This is a genomic window from Neobacillus vireti (assembly GCF_036962465.1).
GTDB classification, from domain to species: domain Bacteria; phylum Bacillota; class Bacilli; order Bacillales; family Cytobacillaceae; genus Neobacillus; species Neobacillus vireti_B.
Window position 1 is genome coordinate 1 of record NZ_JBALNF010000066.1, and the last position, 20,077, is coordinate 20,077.

The following is a 20,077-nucleotide window of genomic DNA, read 5'->3' on the forward strand; positions in this document are numbered from 1 at the left end:
CTTTTAGCTAGAATGGTAAAAATTAAATGAAACAAAGCGCTTAGTGTAATAAACTTTTTGAAATTTCCATATGTCCATTTTAATGACCATAAAGCCACCGCTAACATTGGACCTATTAAAAACGGAAATTCGTTATAAAAAAAGGATTTTGGTTTATTATAGAACAACCACCATCTACGTTTCTTTCCAATTGGAACATCAATAAGATTTATTAAATACACGAAAATAAAGGATGGGAAAAATCTCTTAATACTTCTCCATTCCAAAAAAAACATTGGGATCCAAGAGAGTAGTACCATTGAAATATTAAATAACCACTTATTTCTCATTGACATATTTAAAATTCCTTTACACTTTTTACTTAGAATGTCTTTTTTAAAAAAATGTATTCATGCAGGGTTAGGATTTAATTTCCTTTTTAAAATACTGCGCATTTTAGTAAAAAGCGAACTCCCTTGTCTGAACAATCCCACCCATTAATTTAATGTACACAAAAGAGTCATGAAAACATACAGAATAGAAGAAATAAATGAAAATACTTATTTACCAACAATGGAAATTGTGATGGAAAGGAAAAGGTTAAATTTAGGAATCTAACTAAAAAGGGACTCCTCAGAATCCCTAGTTTTATAGAGTGGGCTAATTAGGCTCACTCTTTTTAAAAAAAAATCAAAGCGAGATGATTAAGTAGCAAAAAGTGACCTGCATTATGAATGCCCTATTTCATCGTAATCTGTACTTAGAGGTGAAGCATATAGATTTATAAATAATATGTAAACTGGATACAGAATGACTGACCCATAAATCAGAAGGTTGTATCTCGGAAAAATCATTACTCCTGCATTAATAGGAATAAAAACAGGAAAAAAAGAGAAAAAAAGAATAAAATATGGTAACCACAAAAGGAGTGACAAATAGCTGTATTTTCTGCCTATAGTCCATTTTTTTGTTAAGAAAATGAATAAAATTGTCCAAAGTAGAAGTCCAATAACATTAATAGCAGCAATTACAATGTAAACATTATCCCACTCCCATCCAGTTAACACACTTATATGATATACATTTATTATGAGTTCGATTGCTAAAAACAACGCTATAGCGTATAAGGCACTAAGAGTATTTAACTTTATAAAAAACTTCATCGTATACCTCCTTTATTATGAAACAGCAACACCGCTGAGTTAAGTTCTTATTCAATTATAATCATTCTTAAAATAACCTGTCACGTTAATAATAGTTCCAAAAATAAAATCAAGCTGTTTAAAAAACTTGTGAGAAAATCGTTATTTCAAAAATAACTGGTCAATGTAGACCGCCGTGTAACCGAACTAGGACGAGAGAACCTAACTTAGAATTAATGGCTAAAGCAATAATTAACTTGAATCATTAAACAAGAAATGCTTGGAAAATTGATGAAGGTAAATAATATGAAAGGTATTTCTAAAGAAAAGACCAGAGAAGAAACTTACCATGTGGAAGGTTTGGGGAAAGTAACATATGTAGGTGAATTAGATATTGAGAAATTGATAAAGCGATTATTGAAGTGTAAGTATATTACGGGACGGGAAAATAAAACAACCACCAGTCATTTCGATTGGTGGTTATCTATTCTTCACTCACTGTCCTACTTGTTATTCATTTTCTTTTCAAAAACGTCACCTCATAAAATACATTTTTGCTAAGAAAATGTAGGCAACGTATCGACATATTTTAGCCAGTAATATGTTGGATATTTGTGTGTGTTAATGAACTTTATGCTATGCTTTGGTTATTATTTCCGATTGTTTGGCTTTGCTGCTTTGGTTTTGCAACATTGAAGATGATATTGAGTACAATCGCCGTTAAGCTTCCTGCGACAATTCCACTGTTGGTTAAAATTTTCACACTTTCCGGAAGGGCGTCAAATAAAGTAGGAACAGTTGTAACTCCTAGACCCACACCAACGGAGCAAGCGATGATTAAAAGATTCTCTTGAGATGAGAAGTCAACTTTACTTAACATCTTAATTCCAGAAGCAATAACCATTCCAAACATCGCTACCATAGCACCGCCAAGAACGGAGGTAGGAATAACCGTAGTTAAAGCTGCTACCTTAGGAACAAATCCAAGGAAAATTAAAATACCAGCCGTAGTGTAAATCACATTTTTCGACTTAACACCTGAAAATTGAACAAGTCCGACATTTTGAGAATAAGTCGTATAAGGGAAGGAGTTAAATAATGCTCCTAAAATACTTGCTAGGCCCTCTGCACGATAACCTTTTACCAAATCCTGTTCCGTTAACTTTTTTCCCGTAATATCACTTAATGCAAAGTACACACCAGTTGATTCAATAAGACTAACAATTGCCACAAGTGTCATCGTAATAATTGGAGCAAATTCAAACGTTGGTGCTGCAAAGTGCAGAGGAGCAACCATGTGGAACCATGAAGCCTCTCCAACGGAAGAAAAATCAACTTTTCCTAAAAGTGCTGCTACAATCGTCCCAGCAATCAGGCCTAGTAAAATAGAAATGGCACGAATAAATCCTTTAGAAAAACGATAAAGAACAATAATGAATAATAATGTTCCAAAAGCTAGAGATAGATTTGTTACTGAGCCGAAATCAGGGCTTCCTTGTCCTCCAGCTACATTATTCATCGCAACTGGAATAAGGGTAAGTCCTATAATTGTAACGACAGAACCCGTTACAACAGGTGGGAAGAAACGAACAAGTTTTCCAAAAAATGAAGCAATTATAATTACAATAATACCTGAAACAAGAATCGATCCATAAATCGCACCCATACCATATTGACCGCCAATGGCAATGATCGGACCAACGGCAGTAAACGTACAGCCAAGAACGATTGGAAGTCCGATTCCAAAGTATCGATTTTGCCAAACTTGTAAAAGAGTAGCGATCCCACTTGTTAGGATATCTAATGAAACTAAATAAGCTAGTTGCTTGCCAGATAAATGAAGGGCACCGCCAATTATTAGAGGGACGATTACAGCCCCGGCGTACATTGCTAATACATGCTGAATTCCTAAAGATGCTGTTTTCCATGGACTTTGTTTCATTAGACTAATTCCTCCACATTTTCATTAATAAATTGAACTTGACCGTTTGCCAGGGAGGCAATCCTTGCTAATGATTCCACCCTTAATCCACGTTCTTTTAGTTTTTCTGATCCTTGCTGAAAAGCCTTTTCAATCACAATCCCAATTCCCAACACCATGGCACCACTTTGTTGGACAATCTCAACTAATCCCAGCGCTGCTTGTCCATTGGCGAGGAAGTCATCAATTATGAGGACACGGTCCGCTTCGTCTAAATATTTTTTCGAAATGGATATTTCGTTTGTTTCTTTTTTTGTAAACGAATGGACAGACGCAGTAAGTAAGTCATCCGTAAGCGTTAAGGATTTTCTTTTTCGAGCAAACACTACTGGCACATTCAGATACAATCCAGCCATCACAGCAGGGGCGATACCAGAAGATTCTATCGTCACGATTTTTGTAATTCCTTCGTTAGCAAATCGTGCCGCAAATTCTTTTCCAATTTCCTTCATTAGGAAAGGGTCGATTTGATGGTTAAGAAATGAATCCACTTTTAAGACTTGATCAGACAGAACCCTACCTTCCGAAATAATCTTTTCTTCTAGTAATCTCATAATGTTAAATCCCCCTTGAATAGTAAAAAGCCCAATGGTCATCGCTCACATCGTAATCCGAGTGAGGCAATGACCATTGGGCTTCATAATTGCTTAAATAAGCACAAATAGGCAAATTTCATTACCCACTCATAGTCGGATTGTTAACGGCAATCCGGTAGAAACTTGCGGGCCATATCCCCGCGATTATATGAGCGAAACTATATTTAATATATTCACATTATATCAGGATAATAGGGGAAATCAATCCCTTTTTAGCAAATAACGAACATTCATACAAAAAAATTAATTCATTATTCGCTTATTGAAACCATTTTCATTCGATTAATGGAAAGTAAAATCTAAGATTGAATAGTCATTCAGTTTCGAGTACTATTAACATACAGATATTTAGTCAGAATATTCCAAACCGAGGAGGGGTTTAGTTTGCAAAAATCAATACCTGAAAGCTGGTGGAACCAACTCCGGTTGCCGGCTATTTCTGCACCAATGTTTTTAGTGTCAGGCCCTGAGTTAGTTAAGGCGTGCTGTTTAAATGGAGTGATTGGCTCTTTTCCTGCCCCAAATGCAAGACCAATTGAAGTGTTAGACCAGTGGATGGGACAGTTAAATGAAGAACTAGAGGAGGCACGGACAGTTGACCCGAATCGAAAAATTGCTCCCTGGGCTATGAATATGGTGGTACATAGCTCTTATAGCCGTCTGCAGGATGAACTCAACTTAATTAAAAAGCATAAACCACAGTTAGTCATTACCTCATTGGGAAGTCCAAAGCACGTCGTTGAGATTGTTCATGAATACGGCGGACTTGTTTTTTCGGATGTAAGCGATTTAAAATTTGCTAAAAAAGCAGCCGAAGCGGGTGTTGATGGTCTTATTCTTGTGGCAAGCGGTGCGGGCGGCCATGCCGGGCAAATTAATAGTTTTGCGTTTGTTGATATGGTGCGGTCATTCTGGGATGGAATCATCATTCTTGCCGGCTCTATTTCGACCGGAAAAGGCATTCTAGCAGCTCAAGCCGCTGGGGCCGATCTTGCTTATATGGGTACACGGTTCATTGTGGCAAGTGAAAGTATGGCTAATGTTGAATACAAAGAAATGCTCGTTGAGGCAACACAGGAGGATTTAATCTTAACGGATGCATTCTCCGGCGTTAAAGCAAACATGCTTATTCCAAGTATTAAAAAAGCTGGACTTGATCCAGGCCAATTAGTAAAGAAAGACCAAGTCAATTTTGACGATATGCAAAAAGAAACAAATGCCAAGGCTTGGAAGGATATATGGTCTGCCGGTCATGGTGTCGGGGCCATTGATCGGATTGAATCGGCTGCAGCTATTATTAACCAGTTAGAGTCTGAATACAAACAAGCACTGCAAAAGATTAATAGCTCTGCGGGTAAATTATCGAATGTAGGAGTGAAGTAAGGTTCTTTGAAGTCAAATTGAATATCATTTAAACTCCGATAAGCTGAAAAAAAAACGAGTTCGGTTTCCTACCAAAACACGTTAATGTTCAGCTATAAATGTAAAGTAAAATGTGCATTAAAAGACACCGCAATCTACGGTGTCTTTTGGTTTGTTTTCAAAAAATAACCCATTCTAGGTTGTAGAATTGATTAGTTTATATAAAATTGTAGGCCACCAGTCCATAACTCCCCACTTTCTTCCAAGACGAATAGCCAATGTATTGTTTTCTGGACTAATATATAAAACTTGACCTAATGCCCCTAAAGCAAAATAGTCATTATTCGTTTTGCTATTTAAATGTCCCCACCATAGATATTTATAATATGCTTTATTTTGACTAAACCACATTTTTCCCCAAGGATGTTTATGATAATATCGGAAATGTTCACTATTAGAAAGGACATTTTTTGGACTTACTGATTCCTCAATCCAGTCTTGGCTAATAATCCGTTTGCCTTCCCATTCACCATTTTTCAAGTATAAACTACCGAACTTTGCTAAATCGATTGCAGTCATTACTAACCCGCTCTCAATTTTTTCAAATGAATACTTTTCACTGTCTAATATCATAAAACCCGGAAATTCCATCCCTAATGGACTCCATATCTTCTCATAAAAAAAGTCAGTTACACTTTTACCTGTTGTCCTTTCAAGGATAAGCCCTAATATTAACAAGTGATAATCATTATAATGAAAAAATGTATCCTTCGTATCTTCTACAATGGTCAGTGCCAGTTCCCGTGCATTCGGATATAAGTAAACTTTTGCCTCGTCTTTCCACGGGAAATGACCTTCCTTGAACTTTATGCCCGCGTCCATCTGAAGGAGATGTTTGATTCTGATATTTTTAAGTTTTAATTCGGGTATATAAAAAGAAACGAGATCATCTACACTTCTTATATAACCACTATCAATAGCGATTCCAACAAGAGCAGAAATAAATGATTTTGTAATGGAGAACAACTTTTGAGGAGTTTCTCTTTTATGACCATTAAAATAATTTTCATATAAAATAGTGTCATTTTTAATAATAAGTAAAGCAGTAGTACCTGTATTCTCCATAAATTGGTTGAAGTCTGCCATTCTTTTTTTTCCTTTATGTAAGTATTCAAGTGTTGAGAATGCCCGTTTATTTGGAGATTCTATAAAAGAAGACCGATTAGAATCAGATGGGAATGTCTTTGTTGAAAAGAATAGATAGTCATTGTATGCAACGGTAAATTTATTACTTAACATATATGAAAGATAAGTATGAATGTAATTTTTGTTATCAAATAGATTGTTGTTATTTCCCATCAAAATTCCCCCAAAAACCAATATGATAATCCCATTATACAAATTTCCAGTGAAAAAAGGATAGAAATTTCCATATACTACTAAAAAACGCCTATCAAATTCATACAATTCGATAGGCGTTTTACCTTATATAGTTAGACGTCTTGAGAGGAATGGAACCCGTTAATCATTTAAACGGTTCCTTTTTTCTGTTTCTTTTTCGTTTCCTTCTTCGCTACGATATTAACCACTTTATAACCTGGCTTTAATTTTACTTTTTTGATGCCGTTTTCTAATCTCACTTGGTATAGGGTATATTTACGGGGTTCAACCTCTAACAGTTCAATTTTCTTGATGGTTTCCTTACGAAAGTGTTTATGAATCTTTTTTATTTGTTTTTCTGGTTTCTCACCGTAAAAGAAATCATATGCATAAATAAAAATATAAATAAATACAGCACCAATGACAATGTAATAGAGGGCAGAAGTTAAAGCAGTCATGTTAGACATCCTTTCTAAGAAGCAGGTGAATATAGTTCAAAGTGTATTATAACGAAAAAAATACCTTTTAGAAATGATTAGTTTGACAGCAAGAATAAGATATAGAAAGAAACATCCACATTTTTACCCCGTTACACTGATTTTTTAAATAAAACTGTCCATTTGTAGTGAACAAATTATAAATAATATGATAAAGTAAACAGTATAAATCCTTACATATCATTACTTTAACAATTTTCTAGTGTCCACTCCAGGAGGACGATTGTTTTTTGTTCATGACAAGCCCAACTTCAATTACTAAGGAGGAACATTTTGTGTCTAGTCATATTTTAGAAACTTTTTTAAATGAAAATCTTGAAGATTTAAAGGGGAAAGGCTTATACAATGTCATCGATCCACTTGAAAGTCCAAATGGTCCACTCATAACCATCAACGGTAAGCAACTAATTAATCTATCATCTAACAATTATTTAGGTTTAGCAACTGACGAAAGACTTAAAGAGGCAGCTAAAGATGCCATCGCAAAATACGGTGTTGGCGCAGGGGCCGTCCGTACCATCAATGGAACGCTTAAATTACATGTTGAGCTAGAGGAAAAGTTGGCGGAATTTAAACATACCGAGGCAGCGATTGCCTACCAATCAGGCTTCAATTGTAATATGGCTGCAATTTCCGCCGTTATGGATAGCAATGATGCGATCCTTTCTGATGAATTAAACCACGCCTCAATTATTGATGGCTGCAGGCTTTCTAAAGCAAAAATTATTCGTGTCAAACACTCTGATATGGAAGATTTGCGTACGAAGGCAAAAGCAGCAAAAGAATCAGGTCATTATAACAAAATTATGGTGATTACAGATGGCGTTTTTTCGATGGATGGTGATATTGCCTTGCTGCCAGAAATTGTTAGGATTGCGGAGGAATTTGATTTAATTACGTACGTTGATGATGCACATGGATCGGGTGTTCTTGGGGAAGGGGCAGGAACTGTTAAGCATTTTGGTCTGTCCGATAAAATTGATTTTCAAATTGGGACTTTATCAAAGGCGATCGGAGTGGTCGGCGGGTATGTAGCCGGTAAGAAAAATTTGATTGACTGGTTGAAGGTTCGGAGCCGCCCGTTTCTTTTTTCCACTTCCTTAACACCTGCGGATGTGGCTGCATGTAAAAGGTCAATCGAAATATTAATGGAAAGCACCGACCTGAACAAAAAGCTATGGGAAAATGGCGATTATCTCAAAAAGGGCTTAAAGGAATTAGGTTTTAATATTGGCAAAAGCGAAACCCCAATCACACCATGTATCATTGGCGACGAGTCGCTCACCCAGCAATTTAGTAAACGTCTGAATGAAGAGGGAGTTTATGCGAAAGCAATTGTATTCCCGACTGTATCAAAGGGTACCGGCCGGGTCCGCAATATGCCAACTGCCGCTCATTCGAAGGAAATGCTTGATCAAGCCATTGCCATTTATAAAAAAGTCGGCACGGAAATGGGCGTCATTTAAACGTTAATATAGACACTCTACACAACTAGGTAACGTATCCATAAATAAATAGAAATATTCAGCATAAGTGAAGAGGACGGAGAAACGACGATGAAGCGTATTTTAATCACTGGTGCATTAGGACAAATTGGATCAGAATTAACCTTAAAGTTAAGGGACATTTACGGAGCAGATCAGGTCATTGCGACAGATATCAAAAAGAATGATAGTGAAGCAGCCCAGAGCGGCCCCTTTGAAACCGTTGATGTGACTGATTTAAAGCAGATGATGGAGACAGCCCAAAAATACAAAGTGGATACCATCATGCATTTAGCAGCGCTGCTTTCCGCCACTGCCGAGGCAAAACCTGTTTTTGCTTGGAACTTGAATATGGGCGGGCTGATGAATGCCCTTGAAACAGCCAGGGAATTAAAAGCCCAATTTTTTACGCCTAGCTCGATTGGTGCGTTTGGACCATCCACACCAAAACATAATACTCCACAGGATACGATTATGCGGCCGACTACAATGTATGGGGTCAATAAGGTTGCCGGAGAATTACTTGCCGATTATTATTATCATAAATTTGGCGTCGATACGCGCGGTTTGCGTTTCCCCGGCCTAATCTCCCATGTTGCCTTTCCTGGCGGGGGAACAACGGATTATGCAGTTGAGATTTATTATGAAGCGGTTAAACATGGAAGGTATACTTCCTATATTGAGAAAGGCACCTTTATGGATATGATGTACATGCCGGACGCGCTGCACGCGATTATTGACTTAATGGAAGCGGATAGCTCAAGGCTAAAGCATCGTAATGCTTTTAATGTAACAGCCATGAGTTTTGCCCCGGAGGATATTGCCGCCAGTATCGCAAAATATATCCCGGGGTTTGAGATGTCCTATAGGGTAGATCCTGAACGGCAGAGGATTGCCGAGAGCTGGCCCGATTCGATTGACGCCAGTGCCGCAAGGGAAGAGTGGGGCTTTAAATATGAGTACGATTTGGATAAAATGACGCACGATATGATCGAGAAGCTGCGGAAGAAAATGTAGATGATTGAAACCTGAGCCAAAGGGCCCGGGTTTTTTATTTTGTTATCGTGTATGGCTCCACTTTTGATTTCAAGGATATCTTTACAAATAAAAACATGCAGATAAGTTGTTCAAAAGATTTAACTCTATTGGACAATAATCTAAATTCTTACTGCTAAACTGTCCAATAGAACGCTTCTATTAGACAAATACAATCGCTAGAAAGAAGATTTGTCCTATAGACCAAGCCCTAATCGACAAATTCATCGTTTTATCAGGAAATCTGTCCATTAGGCAGATTCTATTAGACATTTTCCATTAATATCACTGCACCAATGACCAATAGACTTTGCTGTAGACAAATTCTAAGCCCTATCTTTTTTAGAAACAAAATAAAGAAAGCCTGTCAATCGACAGGCTTTCTTCATTTATTAACTTGTAACGCAGTAGGTACCCGCCGTCAACAGTGTTATCTTTTCACATAAATATATTTCTCTTGCTTTTCCAACACACGCCCAACGATCGCAGCTTGAACAACGCCGGAAGCATGCAGCTGGTCTACATACTTTCTCGCTTCTATTTCATCCATGGAAACCAGCAAGCCCCCAGATGTAATAGCATCACAAAGAACAAGCTGCTCTTCCGAAGTAATCTCCTCATAAACGGTATCATTACTAATCCATTTATGATTTGACTTTGATCCGCCTGGTACAACGCCATTTTTCGCTAACTCGACAGCCCCTTCTAAAATAGGCACCTGACTTAGATGAATTTCAAAGCTGACATCACTGCCGCGCGCCATTTCGCTGCCATGTCCAAGCAAACCAAAGCCTGTTACATCTGTAACAGCATGTGGTTGATAATTGGTCAAAACTTCAGCTGCTGTCTTATTGAGCATGGCCATCGTATCGGTAACCTGCTGCTCCTGCTCGGGTGTTACCGCACTTCGTTTAATACCGGTCGTCAGAATACCAACTCCAATTGGTTTGGTTAAAACTAACACATCCCCCGGTTTGGCACCGACATTTTTCCAAACCTTATCGGGATGAACGATCCCTGTTACAGAAAGACCAAACTTAGGTTCCTGGTCATCGATGGAGTGACCGCCCACTGTAATGGCGCCAGCTTCTTTTACTTTATCGGCTGCACCAAGCAGGATATCTGAAAGCATTTCAGCTCCAAGTTTCTTAATCGGAAAGCCGACAATATTCATAACCGTTTTCGGCTGTCCGCCCATAGCATAGACATCACTTAACGCATTTGCTGCCGTAATTTGACCGAACATATATGGGTCGTCGACAATCGGTGTAAAATAGTCAACCGTTTGTATAAGAGCAATGGAGTCCGTTAATTTATAAACCCCGGCATCATCCGATGTATCAAGCCCCACAATCAATTCAGGGACAGGTTCTTGTTTAGGTAATTGACGCAAAACTTGCGCCAGGTCCTCAGGACCAATTTTGCAGCCTCAACCCGCTTTTGTCGAAAAAGAGGTTAGGCGAATCTTCTCTTGTTCACTCAACATGTCCACCTCCATTTTCATAGTATACCTCTTTCCGCGTGAATCCGCACGAGGATTGCAGAACATTTGCAGACGGCAGGGGGTATACGATAAAATTATTACTACTATCTAGATATAGGAAAATCGGAATTTAGGAGGTGAAAACATGAAGAATTACCATGTCGTTGTAGAATTTTGTATGCAATGAAACTACGCACCTAAAGCTGCGAGTTTCGCAGAAGAGTTATTTAACCATTTCTATCGGGACATACAAAAACTAGAACTCATTCCGAGTTCGGGCGGTGCGTTCGAAGTAACCGTCAATGGCGAAAAAATCTATTCCAAGCTTGATACAGGCGTATTCCCAGAAACAGATGAAATGATTGAAATCATCACGACCAAATAACAAGAGGCCCTTAAAAAGGGCCTCATTTAATTTACATAATCATATTATGTTAACCGAATGAGAAAAAAATTCACCTTATCGATCTAAGGTAAAGTAATATATCTATTTTTCCCTGTTCCTTTTTTGGTTTTAGAGATAAAAATCTCCAGAATTCCATTTGTAAAAGCAGCTGATATATCCTGTTCGTTGATATAAAAGGGAAACTCGATTGAACGCGAACGTTGATGATGGGGCAGGTAAAGGGGGGGGTTATTTGCCAAAATGGTTAATTTTTTCTCTTCTATATAGACTCGTATATTTGATGCTTCAAAATCACTTAAGATTGCTTCAACAATCCACTCTTGAGCCGTCTCGAACAGGTCAATTTGAAACTGGGTTTGGTCATAATAAGAAGTAAGCGGATCCAGAAAATAGTTTTCAAGCCACTTTTCCACTAAAGCAAAATCAAAGGTTTGATTTTGTGGATGTTTTTTCTTCATCTTTAATCCCCCTTGCTCGTTCATTTTATTCGATTCAGCCTTAAAATGTGAACCGATTATGATATAATAGGAAAAGAAATTTTGCCACTGGACGAGCTGCGAAAAGGCATAGGCTGGCGGCTAAATTGCCCGAATTTTATACAAAAAGTCAAATAGCCGTCAGCTAGGGAAAAGAAGGAGTTTTTATTGTGAAAGAATGGTTACGTTCATTACCAGCCATCCATGAGCTTCAAAACCATGAGAGTTTTTCCAAATTGTCTAACGAAAATCGACTTGATCATGCACTGCTTACTAAACATCTAAAAGAAGTACTTGATCAAATCAGGGAATCCGTCCTTAAAGGCAATTGGCAAGGCTCCATACCTGGAACAGATAAATTTACACAAGAATTGTTTCACATCTTAGAAGAAACTCTTCAAAAGCAATATACCTATACGATTGAAAGAGTTATTAATGCCACAGGCACGATTTTACATACGAACCTTGGAAGGGCAAGGCTCAGTGAGAATGCGATTAAACATGTGATGGAAACGGCTAGAAATTACTCCAATCTCGAATATAGACTGAAGGAAGGAGAACGGGGTTCCCGGCATAGTCATGTTGAAGCGCTCATTAGAGAGATTACCGGTGCTGAAGCCGCAATGGTTGTTAACAATAATGCCGCCGCTGTTTATCTAGTCTTAAGGGCGCTAGCTAAAAATAAAGAGGTCATTGTGTCCCGTGGACAGCTTGTTGAGATCGGCGGATCCTTTCGCATATCATCGATCATGGAAGAAAGCGGAGCCACCCTTAAAGAAGTAGGAACGACAAATAAAACCCATTTGTCTGATTATGAAGAGGCATTGTCACAAGATACAGCTGTCATCATGAAGGTTCATACCAGTAATTTTAAAGTCATTGGTTTTACAAAAACAGTTGAAACAGACGAACTGGTGCAGTTAACCAAAAGGCAAGAAAATGTGATCTTTTACGAAGACCTTGGCAGCGGTGCACTGTTTGACTTTAGAAAGCACGGTATTGGTGATGAGCCTGTTGTAAAAGAAGTTATCGAGTTGGGGGCAGATGTTGTAACCTTTAGTGGAGATAAGCTCCTGGGAGGACCGCAGGCAGGGATTATTGCCGGCAAAAAGGAAATTATTGATCAATTGAAAAAACACCAATTAGCCAGAGTGGTTCGGGTAGATAAAATGACATTAGCTGCTCTGGAAGGGACATTAATTGAGTATGCCCGAGGGGAAACGGCAATGAGAAATATCCCAACAATTCGTGATTTATTAGTTTCTATTCATCAATTAGACGAAAGAGCACAATTATTCGTTACAAAATTATTACAAAAAACGAGTCATTTTCAAACGGCTATTTTCCAGGACTTTAGCCAAGTCGGAGGGGGAACCATGCCGGATGTTTTACTGCCAACGATGGTCGTTGCCTTAAAGCATGATTCACTAAGCGCAGAACAAATCGGCAGAAAACTACGAACGGAAACGAAACCTGCGATTGTTGCCCGTATCCAAAAAGATGAATTTATTATTGATTTGAGAACCGTTTCAACTGAAGAAGAATCAGAATTGTTAGAAGCTCTAGCTGGTCTCAATTCTTAATACCGGAAGGAAGCGCCTAAGTTCCATTAAGGGCGCTTCCGTTTTTCATTAAAGTTGCAGCACAAGGGGGGCTGCAACTTTTCTTTATTACATATCGTGTCCAGGGTTATGGTTATTTCGTGAATGGTTCCGGTTCTTCACTTTCTTAGATCCACTTAGTGGTTCCGGCTGACCGGATTGTTTTGGAGCATTTTTACGCATATCTTTTCCATCATTTTTGTTTACCATCATTCATCCCTCCTATCTGTTAGGATGCAGTCAATAAGTGTTTTTATGCTGAATAAATTTTATTGTTCTGTGCAATTTAACGGTATATAAAATGAAGGAGTGGAATGGAAAATGCAAAAATATCCTTATAATAAAGACAAACAACAAGCTTTTCAAGCCGCACAGCAAGGATACGAAAATGCTCAAGGCCTATATGAAACCATTGTGAGTGACAGTGCAAGCTATGGTCACCAGCTCAAGCATTTAAAGGATGAAGTGAATGAGGCCTACCAACAGATCGAAAATGCCCTCGAGGTTGCTTCAGAACACCAGAAAGCCCAATTAGAACGTTTTCAGCAAGATCTTCAAACGATGGTATCAGAAGTTAATCAAGAAGACTAAAAAAGCAGGAGGGAGATCCTCCTGCTTTACTATTGTCCAGCTGCAGCGCCTGATCAAGTCGCTGCAGCTTTTAATGCTACTGATTTTTCTTTCGCTTTTTGTTGTTCATTCTTTCTTTTGCAGTCAGTTCTGGCTCACTGGCAAATTCCTCATTAAAGCCAGCGCCTTTCCCTTGACCTTTTGCCGCATTCATCCCTGGAATTACATGATTAGACTTACGTTTTACCATGCCAATCACCTCCTGTCATTTAATATTTCCTCCTTTACTTAATTAATGACAAAATAAAAGTTTTTTGCGATAATATTAGTGAAAGAGTATTTTCCTAAAATTCTAAATTCACTCTTGTATAGTTGAGATTCACAAAATATTCTGAACAAAATACATAAAAAACATAAGAAAAACTTATCAATCACAATAACTTTCTTGTTATTTACTTATGTAATAGGTTGTATTAAGATAAGAATTGTGAGAAAAGTGAAGATGAATGGGAAAATTCAAACTTTCAAGACTTTTCATTTAATTATGTTAGAAACACGAACAGGGGGAATTACAAATGGTAAAAAACGACGTATTTAAGGCGCGTTCTTCCTTCGAGGCGAACGGCAAACGCTACCACTACTACCGTTTAAATGCTTTAGAAGAAGCAGGCATTGGCAATGTTTCCAAATTGCCTTACTCCGTGAAAGTATTACTTGAATCTGTACTTCGCCAATACGATGGCCGCGTAATCGCAAAAGAACATGTTGAAAACTTAGCAAAATGGGGAACTGCTGAGCAAAAAGAAGTGGATGTTCCATTCAAGCCAGCACGTGTTATCCTTCAAGACTTTACTGGTGTTCCAGCAGTAGTTGACCTTGCTTCCTTAAGAAAAGCAATGGCTGACCTTGGCGGAGACCCAGACAAAATTAATCCTGAGAAAACTGTCGATCTTGTTATCGATCACTCAGTCCAAGTTGATGCATACGGATCTTCTGATTCTTTAAAAATCAACATGGATTATGAATTTGAACGTAATGCAGAACGTTACCAGTTCTTAAGCTGGGCACAAAAATCATTTAACAACTATCGTGCCGTTCCGCCTGCAACAGGAATCGTACACCAAGTAAACCTTGAGTACTTGGCAGATGTTGTTCATGTCGCTGAGGTTGATGGAGAACTAGAAACATATCCTGATACATTAGTAGGAACGGATTCACATACAACGATGATTAACGGTCTCGGCGTACTTGGCTGGGGAGTTGGCGGTATCGAAGCAGAAGCTGGAATGCTTGGACAGCCTTCCTATTTCCCTGTACCAGAAGTGGTCGGGGTAAAACTAACTGGAGAACTTCCAAACGGTGCAACGGCAACAGACCTTGCATTAAAAGTAACTCAAGTACTTCGTAAACATGGTGTGGTAGGAAAATTCGTTGAGTATTTCGGACCTGGAGTCCCTTCATTACCACTTGCAGACCGTGCTACGATTGCCAACATGGCTCCTGAATACGGTGCAACTTGTGGATTCTTCGCCATTGACGACGAGTCACTTGCATATATGCGCTTAACTGGACGTGACGAAGAGCAAGTCAAGGTTGTAGAAGAGTACTGCAAAGCAAACGGCTTATTCTTTGATCCTTCTTTTGAACCTGTTTACACAGATGTCATTGAAATTGACCTTGCCGAGATTGAAGCAAACCTTTCAGGACCTAAACGTCCTCAAGATTTAATTCCTCTTTCACAAATGAAAGGTGAATTCGTCAAGGCTGTTTCTGCTCCACAAGGAAACCAAGGTTTCGGCTTACAAACAGATGAGCTTGAAAAGTCAGCAGTGATTAAATTTAATAATGGCGATGAAGCCACCATTAAAACTGGTGCTGTTGCCATTGCATCGATCACTAGCTGTACAAACACATCTAACCCATATGTTCTAGTTGGTGCAGGACTTGTTGCGAAAAAAGCTGTTGAACTCGGAATGGAAGTTCCTAAATTCGTAAAAACTTCTTTAGCCCCAGGTTCAAAGGTTGTAACAGGTTACCTGCGTGACTCTGGCTTACTGCCATACCTTGAGCAAATTGGTTTTAACCTTGTAGGTTATGGTTGTACAACATGTATCGGTAACTCCGGTCCATTAAAAGAAGAAATTGAAAAAACAATCGCGGAAAACGATCTTTTAGTAACATCCGTTCTTTCAGGTAACCGTAACTTTGAAGGACGTATTCACCCGCTTGTAAAAGCTAACTATCTTGCTTCACCACCATTAGTAGTTGCTTACGCACTTGCTGGTACCGTAAACATCGACTTTGCTTCTGAAGCAATCGGTAAAGATAAAGATGGCAATGATGTATTCTTCAAGGATATTTGGCCATCTACTGCTGAAGTAAATGATGTGGTAAAACGTACGGTTACACCAGAATTATTCCGAAGAGAATATGAGAATGTTTTTGGGGATAACGAGCGTTGGAACGAAATCAAAACTAGCAATGAACCATTATACACCTGGGATGAAAATTCCACTTACATTGCGAACCCGCCGTTCTTTGAAGGGTTATCACCAGAACCAGGCACTGTTGAACCGTTATCAGGTCTTCGTATCGTTGGTAAGTTTGGTGACTCTGTTACAACTGACCATATTTCACCTGCAGGAGCAATCGGTAAAAATACTCCAGCTGGTAAATATTTGTTAGAAAAAGGCGTTCAGCCACGTGACTTCAACTCTTACGGTTCCCGCCGTGGTAACCATGAAGTAATGATGCGCGGAACTTTTGCAAACATTCGTATTCGTAACCAAATCGCACCAGGTACAGAAGGCGGATTCACCACTTACTGGCCAACAGGCGAAGTTACTTCTATCTATGATGCTTGCATGCAGTATAAAGCTGATGGTACTGGCTTAATGGTTCTTGCCGGTAAAGATTACGGAATGGGCTCTTCACGTGACTGGGCTGCTAAAGGTACAAACCTTCTTGGCATTAAAACCGTTCTTGCTGAAAGCTTTGAGCGTATTCACCGTTCAAACCTAGTGTTAATGGGCGTACTACCACTTCAATTTAAAGATGGCGAAAACGCTGAAACCCATGGTCTAACTGGTAAAGAAACATTCGAAGTTCAAGTAGATGAAAATGTAAAACCACGTGATCTATTAAAAGTTACAGCTACAGACGAAGCTGGTAACAAGAAAGAATTCGAAGTTCTTGTTCGTTTTGACTCTGAAGTTGAGATTGATTACTACCGTCACGGCGGCATTCTGCCTATGGTTCTTCGTGAAAAATTACAAGCTTAATTAGCATGCGAAAGCGCCTTGGTGCTATAGCTAACTATTTTCTAAGAAATATTCTTAACACCATGTCTAAATAGGCATGGTGTTTTTATGTAAGGATTGACAAAGTTAGCTCTTATTGAATAAAATGGAACTATCAAACGTAAGGGAATGAACAAAGGGCCGATGAAATTTTAATCCTATCTTTCAGTATATTTTTTCGAATAGAAAAAAGTTGAACCTGAAGAGTAGGATAAGTCTGTCCTTTTTTATGACCTGACCGTTTATACTGAAAACACCCTAACCTGTAATAGGTTTATTTGGTGTTGGATTTTTGGTATAGAATTATTTAGGACATAAACTCTCTTCAGGTTCAATCGAAGGGAGTTTTTTTATGCATACAAATCAAAAAGTCATGTTAAGAGTAAAGGGTTTAGATAAAAGCTTTCATTTAAGAAAGGTTCTTGAAAACCTCCAATTTGACATAAAGATGGGGGATCGAATTGGACTCGTCGGAAGTAATGGCTCAGGGAAGACAACCTTGGCCAAACTCTTACTCGGAAAATTAAGTCCGGATGCGGGAATGATGGAAAAGGCTGATCACCTAAAAATAGGTTACTTGTCACAGTCGATTGAGTATGAGGTGAATGAATTTGGTCAAATACACGCCTATGCGGATAAGGACTTATATCAATATACAAAGGAATTAGGCCTCGACAAAGCCTATGACTGGAATCCTGAGCGACTTCTTCATTTGAGTGGAGGAGAAAAACTGAAACTGGCACTTTCTAATATCTGGGCATCAAAGCCTGAACTTTTAATCTTAGATGAACCAACCAATCATTTAGATTTTAAAGGGATTAACTGGCTTGTATCGGAAATTGAAAGGTTTGCCGGCGCAGTTTTCATCATTTCTCATGACCGTCATTTCCTTGATCAAGCTATTAACCAAATACTTGAATTAGAAAATAGCAAGATTTCTTTTTATAATGGGAACTATAGCGATTATATGCTTGAAAAACAAAAAAGAATTGAGAGCCAACGGCATGATTATAACGTCCAACAGCGTCAGATCGAAAGGGTAGAATCGCAAATGCAGCAATTAAAGTCCTGGTCTGAAAAAGCGCACCGAGATTCAACCAAGAATGGCTCAGGTCCGACCAAAAGGCAAAATGGCATCAAAGAATACCACCGCGTCAAAGCGAAAAAACGGGACAGCCAAATCAAATCCAAAATGAAACGATTAGAAAGTGAATTAACGAAAAACAGGATTGAAAAGCCTGCTGAAGAAGTAAAGGTGAAATTCGAGTTTGATGCAAGCGGGAAAAGAGGAAAGCGGATCATTGAGGCAAAGAATTTGGCAATAGAATTTGCAGATCGCGTCCTTTTTAATGATACACAGTTCTATATTAATCACGGCGAGAGAATCGGCTTACTCGGCGATAACGGCTGTGGTAAAACCACCTTAATTAAAATCATATTAGGGGAAGAACCCCGCTTTAGTGGTGAGCTTTGGAAAAGTGATTCCCTCCAAATTGCTTATTTAAGTCAAGAAGTGGACGATCTGCCTAAAGATAAAACGGCGTTAGAAACTCTCGGGTATACCGATCGCGAAGACATTTACCGAGCCAGAACCTTGTTGGCTAACTTAGGTCTTAAAGAACAACAGATCATCAAGCCGATTGGGAACTTAAGTCCCGGCGAAAAGACAAGGGTAAAGCTGACTGATATTTTGATGAAAGAATACGATGTGCTGATTCTTGATGAACCAACCAATCATCTAGATTTACCAAGCAGAGAGCAGCTTGAAAAAACGTTAGCGGCGTTCACTGGTACAATCATTACGGTATCCCATGATTATTATTTTTTAAATAAGCTATGTGATCGTTTGCTTGTTTTTGAAGGTCAGAAAGTGAAGCGGGTCGAAAAGAATCCAGATGAATATTTAAATCCTGTTAAGAATCCTGAAAGAAACGAAGACGCATTATTAATTATTGATAACAAGATTGCCGTTATTTTAGGACAATTATCAATGATGGATCAAAAGGATCCCCAATATCCCCTTTTAGACCGAGAATTTAACCTTCTTCTTAAGCAAAAAAGAGAAATAAAAAAATAATTTGTCACAACTTTGGCATACAGTTATTTTGTTTCAACTGAGTTTATAGTGTAAAATCGTTATAGCAGAAGATGAAACAAAGGAGGTTCCGGGATGATTAAAAAAGTGATTGCCGCCGTAGTACTTGTTAGTTTACTGACAGTAGCGATTGTTCAAGCAATGGATAAAAAGACTGAAGCTCCGGAAACGGCGACCGAAGCATCGGCAGTAAAAGAAGGACTTTCCATTGGAGCTGCAGCACCTGATTTCGAATTAAAGACGTTAACCGGGGACACCGTTAAGCTCTCGGACTTAAAAGGAAAAAAGGTAATGCTTAATTTCTGGGCAACCTGGTGCCCGCCTTGTAAAGCAGAGATGCCGGAAATGGAGCAGTTTTCTAAACAAATTAATAATGATACCGTGATTTTAGCGGTTAATATCGACCCTCAACTAGATGTACAGGGATTTGTAAATGAAAATAAGATTACGTTTCCCATCCTTCTAGATGCAGAAGACAAAGTAAATGAAGCCTATCAAATCCTGTCTATCCCGACGACCTATTTTATTAACAGTAAAGGGATCATTCAGAACAAATATACTGGCTCAATGAAGCTTGAGAAAATGAAAAAATTTACCCAGCAATTGAATTAAAAAGAGGCTTACCCAAAAGCTGGTTGATGAATAATTTTAGCAAACTCTGTTGATTGGAGCGGAAGGCGCGAAGACTCCT

At 38.6% G+C, this 20,077-nt stretch carries 18 protein-coding genes and 1 riboswitch; of the genes, 9 read left to right on the forward strand and 9 right to left on the reverse strand.

Annotated elements, in window-relative coordinates:
- Positions 1-707: 707 nt before the first annotated feature.
- The 3 genes from V7077_RS23665 to V7077_RS23675 form a co-directional block, all read right to left on the reverse strand.
- A complete protein-coding gene (locus V7077_RS23665) occupies positions 708-1,142 on the reverse strand; it encodes a hypothetical protein (protein ID WP_335506517.1) in 435 nt (144 codons plus the stop codon).
- A gap of 610 nt (positions 1,143-1,752) precedes the next feature.
- Positions 1,753-3,063 (reverse strand): nucleobase:cation symporter-2 family protein, encoded by a 1,311-nt coding sequence (locus tag V7077_RS23670; protein ID WP_335506519.1) that lies wholly within the window; start codon positions 3,061-3,063, stop codon positions 1,753-1,755.
- Positions 3,063-3,656, reverse strand: coding sequence for a xanthine phosphoribosyltransferase (locus V7077_RS23675; RefSeq protein ID WP_335506520.1), 594 nt, complete (start codon positions 3,654-3,656; stop codon positions 3,063-3,065). Before V7077_RS23675 ends, V7077_RS23670 begins: the two co-directional genes overlap by 1 nt.
- A 112-nt stretch (positions 3,657-3,768) precedes the next feature.
- A riboswitch (purine riboswitch) is annotated at positions 3,769-3,870 on the reverse strand.
- Between the two features lie 212 nt (positions 3,871-4,082).
- On the opposite strand from V7077_RS23675, the gene V7077_RS23680 reads away from it, so the two are divergent.
- On the forward strand, positions 4,083-5,081 hold the full coding sequence (locus V7077_RS23680; protein ID WP_335506522.1) for an NAD(P)H-dependent flavin oxidoreductase: 999 nt from the start codon (positions 4,083-4,085) through the stop codon (positions 5,079-5,081).
- Positions 5,082-5,255: 174 nt separating this feature from the next.
- On the opposite strand, the gene V7077_RS23685 is transcribed toward V7077_RS23680, so the two are convergent.
- Both V7077_RS23685 and V7077_RS23690 read right to left on the reverse strand, forming a co-directional pair.
- Positions 5,256-6,527 (reverse strand): serine hydrolase domain-containing protein, encoded by a 1,272-nt coding sequence (locus tag V7077_RS23685; RefSeq protein ID WP_335506524.1) that lies wholly within the window; start codon positions 6,525-6,527, stop codon positions 5,256-5,258.
- A gap of 62 nt (positions 6,528-6,589) precedes the next feature.
- On the reverse strand, positions 6,590-6,898 hold the full coding sequence (locus V7077_RS23690; protein WP_335506525.1) for a hypothetical protein: 309 nt from the start codon (positions 6,896-6,898) through the stop codon (positions 6,590-6,592).
- A 314-nt stretch (positions 6,899-7,212) separates the two neighbouring features.
- Here V7077_RS23690 and V7077_RS23695 point away from each other — a divergent pair, with 314 nt between their 5' ends.
- Together V7077_RS23695 and V7077_RS23700 are read left to right on the forward strand one after the other, a co-directional pair.
- The gene (locus V7077_RS23695; RefSeq protein WP_335506527.1) at positions 7,213-8,403 is read left to right on the forward strand and encodes a glycine C-acetyltransferase; all 1,191 of its coding nucleotides are present in this window, start codon (positions 7,213-7,215) and stop codon (positions 8,401-8,403) included.
- A gap of 90 nt (positions 8,404-8,493) precedes the next feature.
- Positions 8,494-9,438, forward strand: a complete 945-nt coding sequence (locus V7077_RS23700; protein ID WP_335506529.1) for an L-threonine 3-dehydrogenase — start codon at positions 8,494-8,496, stop codon at positions 9,436-9,438.
- Between the two features lie 448 nt (positions 9,439-9,886).
- Here V7077_RS23700 and selD read toward each other — a convergent pair whose 3' ends face one another.
- The gene (gene selD, locus V7077_RS23705; RefSeq protein ID WP_420489703.1) at positions 9,887-10,942 is read right to left on the reverse strand and encodes a selenide, water dikinase SelD; all 1,056 of its coding nucleotides are present in this window, start codon (positions 10,940-10,942) and stop codon (positions 9,887-9,889) included.
- Between the two features lie 142 nt (positions 10,943-11,084).
- Here selD and V7077_RS27830 point away from each other — a divergent pair, with 142 nt between their 5' ends.
- The gene (locus V7077_RS27830) at positions 11,085-11,324 is read left to right on the forward strand and encodes an Rdx family protein (RefSeq protein ID WP_420489702.1); all 240 of its coding nucleotides are present in this window, start codon (positions 11,085-11,087) and stop codon (positions 11,322-11,324) included.
- An 83-nt stretch (positions 11,325-11,407) separates the two neighbouring features.
- Here the strand turns inward: V7077_RS27830 and V7077_RS23710 are convergent, their stop codons facing one another.
- On the reverse strand, positions 11,408-11,803 hold the full coding sequence (locus V7077_RS23710; protein WP_335506531.1) for an Hsp20/alpha crystallin family protein: 396 nt from the start codon (positions 11,801-11,803) through the stop codon (positions 11,408-11,410).
- 188 nt (positions 11,804-11,991) lie between these two features.
- Between V7077_RS23710 and selA the strand changes: the two genes are divergently transcribed.
- A complete protein-coding gene (gene selA / locus V7077_RS23715; protein ID WP_335506533.1) occupies positions 11,992-13,404 on the forward strand; it encodes an L-seryl-tRNA(Sec) selenium transferase in 1,413 nt (470 codons plus the stop codon).
- 87 nt (positions 13,405-13,491) lie between these two features.
- Here selA and V7077_RS23720 read toward each other — a convergent pair whose 3' ends face one another.
- Positions 13,492-13,632, reverse strand: a complete 141-nt coding sequence (locus V7077_RS23720) for a small acid-soluble spore protein P (RefSeq protein WP_335506584.1) — start codon at positions 13,630-13,632, stop codon at positions 13,492-13,494.
- A gap of 111 nt (positions 13,633-13,743) precedes the next feature.
- Here V7077_RS23720 and V7077_RS23725 point away from each other — a divergent pair, with 111 nt between their 5' ends.
- Positions 13,744-14,013, forward strand: a complete 270-nt coding sequence (locus tag V7077_RS23725) for a hypothetical protein (RefSeq protein WP_235739383.1) — start codon at positions 13,744-13,746, stop codon at positions 14,011-14,013.
- A 76-nt stretch (positions 14,014-14,089) separates the two neighbouring features.
- On the opposite strand, the gene sspO is transcribed toward V7077_RS23725, so the two are convergent.
- Positions 14,090-14,242, reverse strand: coding sequence for a small acid-soluble spore protein O (gene sspO / locus V7077_RS23730; RefSeq protein ID WP_098532148.1), 153 nt, complete (start codon positions 14,240-14,242; stop codon positions 14,090-14,092).
- Positions 14,243-14,567: 325 nt separating this feature from the next.
- On the opposite strand from sspO, the gene acnA reads away from it, so the two are divergent.
- From acnA to V7077_RS23745, 3 genes are all read left to right on the forward strand, one after another.
- Positions 14,568-17,273: an aconitate hydratase AcnA gene (gene acnA / locus V7077_RS23735; protein ID WP_335506537.1), complete on the forward strand. Its 2,706-nt coding sequence runs from the start codon at positions 14,568-14,570 to the stop codon at positions 17,271-17,273.
- A gap of 370 nt (positions 17,274-17,643) precedes the next feature.
- The gene (gene abc-f, locus V7077_RS23740) at positions 17,644-19,368 is read left to right on the forward strand and encodes a ribosomal protection-like ABC-F family protein (protein WP_335506539.1); all 1,725 of its coding nucleotides are present in this window, start codon (positions 17,644-17,646) and stop codon (positions 19,366-19,368) included.
- A gap of 93 nt (positions 19,369-19,461) precedes the next feature.
- Entirely contained in the window at positions 19,462-19,998 is a 537-nt protein-coding gene (locus tag V7077_RS23745; protein WP_335506541.1) for a peroxiredoxin family protein, read from the forward strand.
- Positions 19,999-20,077 lie beyond the last annotated feature (79 nt).